The sequence below is a fragment of the Anaerococcus ihuae genome (assembly GCF_928368155.1).
In the GTDB taxonomy this organism is placed as follows: Bacteria; Bacillota; Clostridia; order Tissierellales; family Peptoniphilaceae; genus Anaerococcus; species Anaerococcus ihuae.
This window is the reverse complement of the sequence record NZ_CAKMRU010000001.1, coordinates 70,496-84,122: the sequence shown is the minus strand read 5'-3', so window position 1 is coordinate 84,122 and position 13,627 is coordinate 70,496. Positions and strand designations below refer to the sequence as shown.

Annotated in this window: 12 protein-coding genes; 1 reads left to right on the top strand and 11 read right to left on the bottom strand. The window is 30.6% G+C overall.

Annotation, left to right across the window (positions count from 1 at the left end):
• The first annotated feature begins 11 nt into the window (after positions 1-11).
• Positions 12-1,178, top strand: coding sequence for an aldehyde ferredoxin oxidoreductase N-terminal domain-containing protein (locus L6653_RS00360; RefSeq protein ID WP_236784836.1), 1,167 nt, complete (start codon positions 12-14; stop codon positions 1,176-1,178).
• Between the two features lie 217 nt (positions 1,179-1,395).
• Here L6653_RS00360 and L6653_RS00355 read toward each other — a convergent pair whose 3' ends face one another.
• The 11 genes from L6653_RS00355 to L6653_RS00305 are packed head-to-tail and all read right to left on the bottom strand — an operon-like array spanning position 1,396 to position 13,622.
• Positions 1,396-1,977 (bottom strand): ATP-binding cassette domain-containing protein, encoded by a 582-nt coding sequence (locus tag L6653_RS00355; protein ID WP_236784824.1) that lies wholly within the window; start codon positions 1,975-1,977, stop codon positions 1,396-1,398.
• Positions 1,943-2,611: an ABC transporter permease gene (locus L6653_RS00350; RefSeq protein WP_236784822.1), complete on the bottom strand. Its 669-nt coding sequence runs from the start codon at positions 2,609-2,611 to the stop codon at positions 1,943-1,945. The genes L6653_RS00355 and L6653_RS00350 overlap by 35 nt, the downstream gene beginning before the upstream one ends.
• A gap of 1 nt (position 2,612) precedes the next feature.
• On the bottom strand, positions 2,613-3,512 hold the full coding sequence (locus L6653_RS00345) for an ABC transporter substrate-binding protein (protein ID WP_236784820.1): 900 nt from the start codon (positions 3,510-3,512) through the stop codon (positions 2,613-2,615).
• 9 nt (positions 3,513-3,521) lie between these two features.
• Complete coding sequence (locus tag L6653_RS00340) at positions 3,522-5,417, bottom strand: molybdopterin biosynthesis protein (RefSeq protein ID WP_236784818.1); 1,896 nt, start codon at positions 5,415-5,417, stop codon at positions 3,522-3,524.
• Positions 5,414-6,631 (bottom strand): molybdopterin molybdotransferase MoeA, encoded by a 1,218-nt coding sequence (locus tag L6653_RS00335; RefSeq protein ID WP_236784816.1) that lies wholly within the window; start codon positions 6,629-6,631, stop codon positions 5,414-5,416. Before L6653_RS00335 ends, L6653_RS00340 begins: the two co-directional genes overlap by 4 nt.
• Before the next feature lie 7 nt (positions 6,632-6,638).
• Positions 6,639-7,337: a formate dehydrogenase accessory sulfurtransferase FdhD gene (locus L6653_RS00330; RefSeq protein WP_236784814.1), complete on the bottom strand. Its 699-nt coding sequence runs from the start codon at positions 7,335-7,337 to the stop codon at positions 6,639-6,641.
• Positions 7,324-7,944 (bottom strand): molybdenum cofactor guanylyltransferase, encoded by a 621-nt coding sequence (mobA, locus tag L6653_RS00325; RefSeq protein ID WP_236784812.1) that lies wholly within the window; start codon positions 7,942-7,944, stop codon positions 7,324-7,326. Before mobA ends, L6653_RS00330 begins: the two co-directional genes overlap by 14 nt.
• Positions 7,944-8,444, bottom strand: coding sequence for a ferritin family protein (locus L6653_RS00320; protein WP_236784811.1), 501 nt, complete (start codon positions 8,442-8,444; stop codon positions 7,944-7,946). The genes mobA and L6653_RS00320 overlap by 1 nt, the downstream gene beginning before the upstream one ends.
• Complete coding sequence (fdhF, locus tag L6653_RS00315; protein ID WP_236784809.1) at positions 8,437-11,133, bottom strand: formate dehydrogenase subunit alpha; 2,697 nt, start codon at positions 11,131-11,133, stop codon at positions 8,437-8,439. The genes L6653_RS00320 and fdhF overlap by 8 nt, the downstream gene beginning before the upstream one ends.
• Position 11,134: 1 nt before the next feature.
• A complete protein-coding gene (locus tag L6653_RS00310) occupies positions 11,135-12,079 on the bottom strand; it encodes a 2Fe-2S iron-sulfur cluster-binding protein (RefSeq protein ID WP_236784808.1) in 945 nt (314 codons plus the stop codon).
• Between the two features lie 4 nt (positions 12,080-12,083).
• Complete coding sequence (locus L6653_RS00305) at positions 12,084-13,622, bottom strand: NADH-ubiquinone oxidoreductase-F iron-sulfur binding region domain-containing protein (protein ID WP_236784806.1); 1,539 nt, start codon at positions 13,620-13,622, stop codon at positions 12,084-12,086.
• Positions 13,623-13,627 lie beyond the last annotated feature (5 nt).

Here is a 13,627-nt window from a genome sequence, read left to right as displayed (position 1 = left end):
ATGAGGTTAGTATGACAAACAATTATAAAATTTTATTAGTGGATCTTTGTAAGAAGAAAACAAAAGTCCAATATGTCGACAAAAAAATCAGTGATTTTTATATGGGAGGATTTGGACTTTCTCTTTGGTGGCTTAATGAAAATAAAGATATAGAAAATCCCTTTATGGTTTTTTCTTCATCCTTGATAGATTTTAATAATCCCATAAACAAATTTATTATTCTTACAAAAAATAAGGAAAATAAAATAAAAAGTACAAGTATGGGAGGAAATTTTTCTTATTATCTAAAAAAATCTTCTTATGATGGGCTTGTTTTATACAAAAAAAGCGAAAATCCTTGCGAAATTTTTATTGATGGGGATAAAATTTTATTTAACGAAATAGAAATAAGTGAAAATTCCAATAGTTTGAAAAATAAATATTTGAAAGAAAAATACGGAGAAGATTCTTCTTCACTTTATATCACTAAATCTGCTATTAGGGGAGATTATTTATCAAGATTGATTGAAGATGAGTATCGCGGTTGTTCAAAAAATATTGGAAATTTTTTATTAGAAAAAAATGTTTTTTCAATAACTGTAAAAAATAATAATTTAAGAGAAATCAATACCCCTAATATATTTGAAAAAAATAAAAATAGGATTTGTAAGGCTTGCCTTTTGGGTTGTCATTCCAAAAGAATATCTAAAAGAGAAAGTATTTTTTCTGTAAAAGAAATTTATAATGATAATGAAATTTATAAATTAGAAAGGATAAAAAATAGGCTTGATGAATATGGAATTGACCAATTTGGTCTATCAAATGCTATAGAATTTTCCTATAAAAATTTAAACCATATTTATAATTTTAAAAATCTAGACCTTGACGAATTAGAAAAAATTTCCAAAGGACTTGTGGATAAAAATAGAAAAGATATTTATGCTGACCTTGCAAAAGGCGAAAAATATTTAGAAAAAAAATATGGTATAGAGATTGAAAAAAAGAAAAAGGGCAAAAATAAATTTAAAGAAAATGCCAAAATAATAGACTCTGCGGGGCTATGTTTATTTTCAGTAGATCCTAATAGTTTATCAAATATAGCAGAAACAATAAATAAGATTTCAAATTTTTCTTATAGTGAAAAAGATTTGGAAGATTTAAGTGAAAGAATAGAAATATTAGAAAGCAGCCTTTTTTAATATAATCTTTTTAGTAAAGTTGGCAAAGTATACAAACCCTCATGCTAAGAATATCATACGGAAAAAATTGATTTAATTTCAAATTTGAAAATTTGTCAAAAATCGCACTGTTCGAGCGTAAGCGAGTTTGCGATTTTAAAATTTTAAAATTTAGAAATTAACAATTTTTGTAGTCAGATATTCGTGCTTGAGGGTTTGTATATATTTTAAAAGCAGCCTAAATTAATTTAAGCTGCTTTTCTTTTATTTCTACGTGGAAATCATATGTGTAATTTTTAATATTTTCGTGGCTTATTAAAATTACCATTCTATCATTTTTTTCTTTTAGCCACTTATCCAAATAATCATTTGCCCTTTTCCTTGAAATTTTATCCATTTGTGAAAAAGGCTCATCCAAAAGCAAAGTTTTATCCGCCTTTAAAATCGACCTTAAAAATACGACCTTTTCTTTTTCTCCACCCGAAAGACTCTCTACATTTTGGTCAAGGAGCTTTTCTATGCCAAAATATTTCAAATCTTCTTTAAAATTTTCAGGATTTTTTCCTATTATTTTAAAATTATCTCTTGGAGTTTTTTTAAAAATATAGGGATCTTGAGCCTGATAAATTATATTTTTATCACTAATAATTTCTCCTTTTACCAAATCATTAAGACCTATAAAAGATTTTAAAAGTGTAGATTTACCAGCTCCGTTTTTGCCTGTAAGTATATATTTTTTTCCATCAATAAAAGTAAAATCTTTTATATCAAATAAAATTTTTCCTTCAATTTTGGCTTGTAAGTTTTTTAACCTTATCATTATCTCTCCTTGAAAAAATCATTGCCAAAAAGGAGACTCCAAAAGATATTAGCATCAAAATTATTCCAAGTCTTATACTCATGGAATAATTTCCCTTGTTGTTTTCTAGGACTATGGCTGATGTCAAAACCCTAGTTTTATATCTTATGTTTCCTCCAACTATCATAACTGCTCCAACTTCTGAAATAGCTCTTCCAAAACCTGTTATAAGGGCAGAAATAATAGAATTTTCGATTTCTAGCAAAAGTTGCTTAAAAATTTTTAATTTTTTTAAGCCAAGTCCCAGACAAGTTTCCATAAATGAAGATTTTATACTTTCTACTGCTGGATAAATATTTGCACAAATTATGGGTGTTACGATTAGAATTTGGGCAATTATTATGACTTTTTCTGTATAAAGCCAAGAAAGACTTCCCAAAATTCCATTTTTTGAAAATATTAAATAGACAAATACTCCCGCTATAACCGGCGGCAAGGATGTAAAGGCATTGATAATAATTTTTAAAATTTTTATAAATTTATTGTCATTTAATCCAAGGTAAAAGGCCAAAAAAATTGCAAAAATTCCAGAAATTAAGCTTGAAATTATACAAATTTTTAAGGTCAATAAAACAATGGAATAAATTTCATTCATCCTATTCTCCTAAAAAGAAAAGTTGTTGGCCATAATCCTTTTTACCATACTCGCTAATTAATTTTGAAGCCTTGTCAGAAAGCATCCAATCTTGGAATTTCTTAGCATTTTCTTGGTTTGTTCCCTTTACTTTGTCAGGATTTACTATAATAATTGAATAAACATTTTTAAGAGCATCTGATTGGTCAACTAAAACTTCCAAATCCAAATCATTTTTCATGGTTAAAAATGTTGATAAATCTGTTAGAGTATAGGCGTTATTTTCTGATGCAAATGTTAAAGTTGCTCCCATTCCATCTCCAAGAGAATTGTAATTTTCTTTTTTAGATAATTCGTCAACATCAACAACCGCTTTTTCCCAAATTTTCAATTCTTTGTTGTGAGTTCCTGACTCATCTCCTCTTGATACGAATTTTTCATTCTTTTCATTTATTAATTTGAAGGCTTCTTCTGCATCTTTTCCCTTGATTCCCGCTGGATCATCTTTTGGTCCAACTATTACAAAGAAATTGTGCATGAATGGTTTTCTTTCAAGTCCATATCCTTCTTCAATGAATTTATCTTCTGCATCTTTTGAGTGAACCAAAATTACATCAGCATTTCCAGCTTTTGCATCCTCGATTGCAGCTCCTGTTCCCTTTGAAACAATTTCCATATCAAGCCCTGTGTCTTTTTTGAAATCATCTCTCAAATAATCCATCAAGCCTGAATCATTAACAGAAGTTGTTGTTGTAAGTCTTACGATTTTATCTTCCTTATTATTTTCGTTTGAGCTTACTACAGCTTCCTTGCTTGAAGAATTCGAATTAGATGCAACTTTCGCATCCTTGTCATTTTTTGCGCATCCTGTAAAAGCAAATACAAGTGCAAGTGCTAAGAAATTTAGTTTTTTAATTTTCATTTTTTCCTCCTATGAAATATTTCCACTTTCTTTAGTATTATACCCACCAAGCTCTCTCATTTTACTTTTAAATTCATCTGATTTTAAAACTTCGATTAAGTCCTTGATTGAGTCAAGTTTCAAATTTTCTTTTTTTATAATAAATTGATATTCTTCATCTTTTAGGTAAATAAAATCTATGTCCATTTTTATGGCAGCAGATTCAACCCCAATTGAAAAATCACAATCTCCATTTTTTACTGCAAGGGCAGCTGACAAGTGAGTTGTCACTTCATTGTCATAACCCTTTATTTTTTCTGGATCAATATTTTTCTTTTTTAACAAATAATCAAACAACAAACGAGTTCCTGCTCCTCTTTGCCTGTTTACCATTTTTTTATCTATAAGGTCTTCTATGGTTTTAATTTTTAATGGATTATTTTTTTGAACAAAAATCCCCTGCCTACGTCCAACCACATTTATTTTTGAAACTTCATCTTTTTCAAAAAATAAATCAATTGCCTCGTTGTTATAGGTCCCGTTTTCATCAAGTAAATGTGATGGAGCAAGCATACAATCGCCTTGGCTTAGGGCCTTAAGTCCTGCCAAAGAACCAACGTGAGATGATGAAATTCTTGTAAGCTTATTATCTTTTGCAAATAAATCATTTAAAATATCCAAAACTATATCATGAGATCCAATTGAAACCATCCTGTTTTCAAAAACTTTTTTTGGAATTGGTCTATGAAGAGTGACTTCTACCAAATCTCCCCTATTATAGCCTTCAATATTTCTATCAATAATTAAATAACCGTCTGATTCTGATAGAGAAAAAAGGGATCCAGCCTTTCTATCAAGTGGTGTTACAATAATTTCTCCATCAACCAAACCAATTTTTACCCTTATATATTCTCTGTTTTTTAATGAAGAAATTACAGGTTTGGTAAGTTTTGCCTTAATTTTAATTTTATCATCTAAAATAATTCTCATTTTTTTAAAAAGAGTAGGAAGAACAATCTTATCAAAAACTATGTGGGTTGAAACTGGATAGCCTGGAAGTCCCACAAATGGAGTTTGGGAAATTTTTCCAAGAATTGCAGGCTTTCCGGGTTTTATTGAAAGTCCATGAACAAAAACTTCTCCAATTTCTTCCACTATTTCTCTTGTATAATCCTTGCTTCCTGCAGAAGTTCCTGCAATTAAAGTTACAAAATCACATTCTTTTTCCGCCATTTCAAGAGCCTTTTTAATTTTTGTTTTTTCATCTTTTACAATCGGATAAATTATTGTTTCAAAGCCACACTCTTTTGCCATAGAATTTAACATGGAAGAATTTGATTCGATAATTTTTCCTTTGACCAAGTCTTCTTTGTTATCAATTATTTCATTTCCTGATGGAATAATTCCAATAAATGGTTTTTTTAAAACTTCGACTTCATTTATTCCTGCAGAAATTAAAACTGAAAGATCAACTGATCTGAATTTGTGGAAAGATTCAAAAATCAAATCTTTTTCGATTACATCTTCTCCTTGGATCCTTATATTTTCCCAAGCATTTACGGGTTTTAAAATTACAATTCCATCATCTTTAATTTCTACATCTTCTATCATTATCACTGCATCATAGGGTTTTATTAAGGCGGAACCCGTATTACAATAAATAAAATCTTCATTTTTTAAAAACAAGGGCTTATTTTCTCTTGCAAGTTTTGTCATTTCACTTTTTACCATAACCCCATCCATGGCTGATGAATGGTAGGCTGGTGATGAATATTTAGCAAAAACTGCATTTTTTGAAACTCTTCCAAAAGCATCCTTAGAATCTATTATTTCACTTTTTTCATCCCCAAAAAATTCCACAAGATTTTCATGAAAAATTTCTATTGCCTCTTCTAATTCTTTTGTATCTAAATAAATATTTCTCATCTAATAAGATTCACCCACACTTTTTCATTTTCTTTTATTCCTTCAACATACTCATCAATCACAATATAGCCCTTGGCTTTTTTTAGTAGGGAAATATTGTTGGAAAATCCAAAAATAGGACTTGCCACAAGCTCGTCTCCTTCATTTTTTATTTCCACAAGGCAAATCATGGTTTTAGCTGAAGTATTTGCAATATTTCTTTTGATTTTGCATTTTATTTTTAAATTTTTATCAATTTTAAAATATTTTTCATAGGCTTTTTGGAAAATAGTCCTAAAAACTGCATAGGCACTAATAGGATTTCCAGGAAGTCCCAAAATCATTGTATTGTTATTTTGACTTAAACTTGTTGGCTTTCCAGGTTTTATAGAAATTCCGTGATAAATCATTCCAGGATTTAATTCTTTTGAAATACTTGGAACAAAATCCTTATTTCCCTTTGATGATGATCCAGAAATTATTATCAAATCCAAATCTTCTTCAAGCTCTTTTTTTATAAGATTTCTTTCATCTTCTAAATGTTTCATAGAAATCACATCAATTCCCATATTTTTTAACAATGAATAAAGCATGTATGAATTTATATCTCTTGATTTTCCTGGAACTAGATTTGAATTTACAGGAATAATTTCATCCCCAGTTGATAAAATTTTACATTTTAATTTGTCATAAACCTCAATTTTTTCATAACCAAGACTTGATGCCATGGCTATAGTTTCAGGATCTATGATTTTTCCTTCTTTTTCGTAAATATCTCCAATTTTTGAATCATCGCCAATATCTATAATATTTTCCATAAAAACCACAGGCTTACTTATTGAAATTAATTTTTTGGACAAAATTTCTGTATATTCTATGGGTAAAACCGCATCTGCCCCTTCTGGAACCATGCCGCCAGTATAAATTTTTGAGGCCTCGCCTCTTTTTAATTTTTTTTGGGGAATATGACCCATTTGAATTTCTTCAACAACTTTTAACATTGAAGGAATAGAATCAGTCGCTCCTAGGCTATCCTTATAATTTATGGCGTAGCCGTCCATGGTACTTTTCCTAAAACATGGCAAATCATCTTTTGAAATCAAGTCTTTTGCCAAAATATAGCCCAAAGAATGGCAAGTTTTTATTTGGATTTTTTTCTTATATCCAATTTTTTCCATCAAAGAAACCTGTAAATCAATCGCTTCATCAATTTTTACAACATCTAATAAATCCATAACTTCCTCATTTTATAAAAAGATTCTCATTTTTATTATAAATGTTAAATCTCTCGCCTCTTGCAAAACCTATTAAATTTATATTTTTCTCCCTTGCCAAATCAACTGCCAAACTTGTTGGACATGACTGAGAAATAAGAAGGTTAAAACCTATATTTGAAATTTTTTCCAAAATTATTTCACTAATCCTACAAGATGTAAAAATAAATTTATCAGATAGGTCGATTTCATTTTTTAAAATATAGCCAATTAATTTATCAACGGCATTGCTTCTTGAAACATCTTCCTCAAATTTTATAATCTCATAATTTTTTACAAGGGCACAAGAATGAGCCCCTCCTGTTCTTTTAAAAATTTCAGACTCATTTTGAAATCTTTTGGAAAATTCAAAAAGTTTTTCCCTATCAATTGTTTGATTTTTAATTTCCCTAGTCTTCTTTTTAGATTTTTCCTTTTTTAAATCTACATAAGCTTTATTTTCTTCTATTTTTAAATTTTTAATGTCACTCATTGAATTAATAATATTTTCGCTATAAAGATGACCTATGACAAGATTTTCTATTTCAACTGGAGTGCATGTTAATCTTGTAAATTTTTCCCCATTTACATAAATTTCTAAAGGATATTCGACAATTACCTCATCTATCAAGTTTAAATCCACATCTTTTTCAATTTTTTCAATCTGGTATTTTCTAACTGAATTCATTTTTACTCTCTTCTATAAATTTTTTCCAATCATCAGGATAATTTAAATTTCTAAAAATTTTCTCTATATTTTTAATATCTTTTATTTCTTCTTTTTTTATCACAGTAGGAGAAATTTCTCTTAAAAATCCATTCAAACTGCGTCCACCTTCTTTTATGTATTTTCCCAAATCATTCGCCAATTCTTTTTTGTAAAGGGCAAAAAAAGGCTCAAAGTATTTTTCATTTTTGTATGCTAAAATTTTTTCATAGGATTTTCCCTTCAAAAAATCAATGTAAGCTTGATTAAAATATGGCATATCGCAGGCAATCAAAAAATTATCCTCATTTTTTGCATAAATAAGGCCACTATACAATCCTGCACAGGGGCCAATATTTTTTATTATATCTTCTTTTATTAGTATATCATTTTTATAATTTTTATACCTATTTTCAAAAAAGTTTTTTTCATTTGACAAAATTATGATTTGATCAAAATTTTTTGCCAAGTTTTCTATAATGGTGTCAATCAAATAGACACCATTATAGGATAACTTTTGTTTATCAACTCCCATTCTTGTACTTTTTCCTCCAGAAAGAAGGAGAGCTGTCATTTTTTTATTTTCCATCAGCCACCCCAGCTAATGTTCATATATTGGTCCATCAATTTATCATATTCTTTCTTAAAAATATTTGCATGTTCATTTTCCCAACTAGAAAAATTTTCTAAAATTTCTTTTAATTCGGAATCATCAACTTTTTTTGCCATTGATTTATAATAATCCCTAAAATCTTCTTCAATAAGATATGCCATTCTCAAAACATTCATATCAGGAATCATGGATTGCTCTAAATTTTGGTCCAAATTTTCGCTTTCTTTTCTTTGGTCAAAAAATTGGTCTGCATTGTCTTTTGGCAAAGTCAAATCTTTTTCATCTACATCTTCTCCCTTGTATTTGGAAAGAAGATTTTTTAGGTATTCATAATGACCCCACTCAATTTTTGATAATTTTTTAAAAATTGCTTGAGTTTGTAGATTTTGGCTTTTTTCCGCATTATCTTTATAAAAATTGTGCCCATATAATTCCATTTCCATGGCAAGGCTAATTATTTTTATTGGATCATACATAAGAACTCCTTTCTATTTTTTCAATCATAACACTTGCAACTTTAAGCTCAGGAATTTTTGCAATTGGATCTAGGGTTGGATTTGTTAGCCTATTTGCTGGTCCATCAACATAATGGAAAGGCATAAATACAACTCCTGGATTTATTTTTTCCGTTACTTTCGCATAGGATTCTACACTTCCACGTCTTGATGAAACTTTGATTTTTTCACCATTTTTTATATTGTAAATTTTTGCAGTTTGTGGGGAAATTTCTATATAAGATTTTCCTGCAATTTCACTTAATCCTTCAATTTTTCCTGTCATAGTTCTTGTGTGATATTGGTAAAGCATTCTTCCAGTTGTAAGAATCAACGGATATTTTTCATCTGGAAGTTCCTTGCTTTCTTCATATTCAATTGGTACAAAAAGTCCCTTGCCCCTTGCCATTGTATTTTTGTGTAAATATTTTGTTCCAGGGTGGTCTTTGTTTGTGCAAGGCCATTGAAGAGATTCTTTTTTAAGCCTTTTGTAAGAAATTCCACCGTATGAAGGAGTGCAAGCTGCAATTTCATCCATAATTTCACTAGGATTTTCATAGTATTCTTCATATCCCAAAAGTGTAGAAATTTCCATCAAAATTTGCCAGTCAGCTTTGGAATCTCCAATAGGATCAATTGCCTTATTGATTCTTTGAATTCTTCTTTCTGTATTTGTAAAAGTTCCGTCTTTTTCTGCAAATGATGCTGCTGGTAAAACTACATCAGCAAATTCTGCAGTTTCTGATAAGAAAATATCTTGAACAAGTAGAAAATCTAATTTTTTTAAGGCTTTTTTGATATGATTTTGGTCTGGATCTGAAATCATAGGATTTTCTCCCATTATATATAAAAACGAAAGCTCTCCTCTGTCTGCTGAATCCATCATTTCTGTAATTGTCAAACCTTTTTTATCAGGAAGATCTCTTTTCCAAAACTCTCCCATTCTCTCTCTTACAGGATCAATAAATACTTTTTGATATCCAGTATAGTCTGTTGGAAGAGCTCCCATATCGCAAGCACCTTGAACGTTATTTTGTCCTCTCAAAGGATTTATTCCTGTAGATTCAAAACCAACATTTCCTGTAAGCATTTGTAAGTTTGAAGTTGATCTTACTCCGTTTGTTCCTGATGAATGTTGGGTAATTCCCATTGAATAATATAAAGCTCCCTTATTTGCTTTTGCATACATTCTTGCAGCTTTTATAAGATCATCTTTATTTATATGGCAAATTTCTGCAACTACATCTGGCGTATATTTTTCTACAGTTTTTCTAAACTCTTCAAAGCCTTCGCATCTTTCATTTATATAATCCATATCGTGAAGATTTTCTTTTAAAATAATATGCATTAGGCCATTTAAAACTGCAATATTTGTTCCAGGTTTTATTTGTAAATAAATATCTGCATAATCTGCAAGTTCAATTTCCCTAGGATCTATAACTATAAGCTTAGCCCCTTCTTTTACTCTTTTTTTGATTTTGGTTCCAATAACAGGATGGTTTTCTGTGGTATTTGTTCCAATTATTATAAAGGCATCGGTTCCTTCAATTTCTGAAATACTGTTGGTCATAGCACCACTTCCAAGAGTATTGGCAAGACCTGCTACGGTTGATGCGTGGCAAAGACGAGCACAGTGATCGACATTATTAGTTTTAAAAACTGTCCTTACAAATTTTTGGAAAAGATAGTTTTCCTCGTTTGTACATCTTGCTGAAGAAAATCCTCCAAATCCATCTGGACCTTTTTTCTCAATTGTTTGGTCATATTTTTCTTTTATGACCCTGTAGGCTTCTTGCCAAGATGCTTCAACTAATTTTCCATTTTTTCTAATAAGAGGTTTTGTAAGTCTATCAGGATGGTTTACAAATTTGTGGGCAAATTTTCCCTTTACACACAAAAGCCCATCATTTGGAATTGTATTAATTGGTTCAACTTCAACAATCCTATTTCCTTTTATAAGTAAATTTATTTGGCAGCCTACTCCACAATATGAGCAAGTTGTTTGAACTTTACGAGTTTCCCAATACCTAAACTTATCTTCTTCGTATTTTTTCTTAGGATTTAAGGCTCCAACCGGACAAGCTGAAACACAGTTTCCACAAGAAACACAATCTGAAAAACCAAGTCCCTTATCCATAGGGGTTCCAATATATGTATCAAATCCCCTATCAACAAAACTTATGGCATAGCTATTTTGGAGATTATTGCACACACTTACACAAATCCCACATTTTATACACTTATTAGGATCGTAAGAATAAAATTTATTTGAAAAATCAATTGGTAAATCTTTTATCTCTCTTTTAAAAGATCCCTCACTTATTCCATACTCGTAGCAATAATTTTGTAATTTACATTTTCCAGACTTATCACAAGATAGGCAATCATTTGGATGGTTTGAAAATAATAGATCCAAAATTTCTCTTCTCATTTTTATTATTTTTTCACTGTGAGTATAAATTTTCATCCCATCTTTTATTTTTTGTGAACAAGCTGTAACGGGAGTTTTGTATCCTTCAATTTCAACTATACAAAGCCTACAAGCTCCATTTGGCAAAAGTCTTTCGTCCTTACAAAGGGTCGGAATTTCTATGCCAATTTCCTTACAAAATTCAAGAATAGTCTTAGGAGTATCAAGATTATATTCAAAATCATTTATTATGACTTTCATATTATTCTCCTTTGTCTTCTATTTTTTCAATTTTTTTATAAACATTATTTAAACCTGTGACAGTCATCCAATTAGTTTCTTTAAATTCTCCAGCTCCTTTCATGAAAGGTCTATCTGGATTATCCAAAAACATCAATTCTGTCATCATTCTTCCCTTTAAGCAAAGTGGTCTTCCATTTCCAGGTTTTTTTGCAGTAACTGCAATATTTTTGCCATCTTTTGAATGAAGATTAAAATCACATCCATAATCGCAAACCTTGCACTTAACTTCTTTGGTTTCTCCTTCAAAGTTTCTAATTTTTCCCATAAGTCTTCTATCGACCAAGGCTCCTACAGGACAAATTGAAACACACCTGTTACATGAAACACAATAGGAATGAGCAAAATCTTCTCCCAAATCGCAAGCTATATAAGAATCGTATCCCCTGTCGGCAAAAGATAAAATCGCTCTTTCTTCTACTTGGTTACAAATTTGTACGCATTTTCCACAAAGAATGCATTTTGAATTGTCTTTATAAATATATGGACTTGATAAGTCATATTTTTCTTCTCTTTTTGCCCCATCGTGGTCTCTAAATTTTACATCATATTCGTAGGCGTATTTTTGCAAAAGACAAGTTCCAGCTTTTTGGCAGGTTAGGCAATCATTTGGATGAGAATCTAGTAAAAGTTGCAAAATATTTCTTCTTTTTTCTCTTAATTCTTCTGTTTGAGTTTTTACTTCCATCCCATCACTTGCCCTTGCTGAACAAGATGTTTCGATTTTACTTCTACCGTTTTTTGTAATTTCAACTATACAAAGTCTACATCCACCAAAGGCCTTCAAACTTGGAGCATAGCAAATCGCAGGAATTTCTATTCCATTCTCCCTTGCTATATCCAAAACAAACCTATCTTTTTGAGTTTTTATTTCTTTTCCATCAATTTTTATTGTAATATCTGTCATAAGATCATCCCTTTACTACAGCTTTTGGTTTTATTGGACAAACATTATAGCAAGTTCCACACTTGATACATTTTTCTTGATCAATTGTATGTTTTTCTTTAACTTTTCCACTAATACATCCAACAGGACAATTTCTCTTACAAGTTCCACATCCTATACAATTATCTTCGATTTTATAAGATAATAAGGCCTTACAAGATCCAGCTGGACAGTGTTTATTTTCAATATGGTTTATGTATTCATCCTTATAATATTTTAAGGTAGAAATTACTGGAAAGGCTGCTGATTTTCCCAAACCACAAAGAGAAGCCTCTGTTACCAATTCGCTTAACTCTTCAAGCCTATCTATATCTTCCATTTTTCCTTTTCCTGCAACGATTCTTTCAAGAATTTCCAAAATCCTCTTTGTTCCTTCCCTACAAGGAACGCATTTTCCACAGGATTCATCACAAGTAAAGTCGAGGAAAAATCTTGCTATGTCAACCATACAAGTATTTTCATCCATAACTACCATTCCACCTGAACCCATAATTGAATTTAATTCTTTTAATGTTTCATAATCTACGGATGAATCCAAATATTTTGCAGGAATACATCCACCAGAAGGGCCACCAGTTTGAACGGCTTTTAATTCTTTGTCGCCTTCAATTCCTCCGCCTAAATCATAAATAATTTCTCTTAAAGTTGTTCCCATAGGAACTTCAATCAATCCACTGTTTTTTACATCCCCAACCAAGGAAAAAACTTTGGTTCCAGGAGATTTTTCAGTACCAATGCTTCTGTACCAATCAGCACCATTTATAATAATTTGAGCAACATTTGCCAAAGTTTCTACGTTATTTATAACTGTAGGTTTTTGCCACAAACCCCTGAAGGCTGTACGGTGGATTTTAACTCTTGGCATTCCTCTTTTGCCCTCGATAGATTCCATCAAGGCTGTAGATTCTCCACAAACAAAAGCACCTGAACCTAGTCTTAATTCAATTGTAAAATTAAAACCAGAATCCATAATATTTTTGCCTAGAAAACCTTTTTCTTCAGCATCTTTTATGGCATATTTTAAACTTTCAACAGCCTTTGGATATTCAGCTCTTACATAAATAAATCCTTCATCACTTCCAATTGCATATCCAGCAATAGCCATTGCCTCAAGAACTGAATGTGGATCATTTTCAAGAATTGACCTATCCATATAAGCACCAGGATCTCCCTCGTCGGCGTTACAAATTATATATTTTTTATCTACATCATAATCATAAGCAGTTTTCCATTTTTTCCCAGTAGGAAAACCAGCTCCACCTCTTCCACGAAGCATTGAATTTGAAATAGTTTCAATAATTTCTTTCCTATCCATTTCTGATAGGGCCTTATGTAGGGCAAAATATCCGCCCCTTGCTATGTATTCATCAATACTTCTTGGATCAATAACCCCACAATTTCTAAGGGCAATTTTCACCTGAATATCATCAGTTTTTTCAAGTTTTTCTGGATGAGAAACTTGTGTGTTTTCTTTTATTTTTTCAAGATATTCCAAATTTAGCATAATTC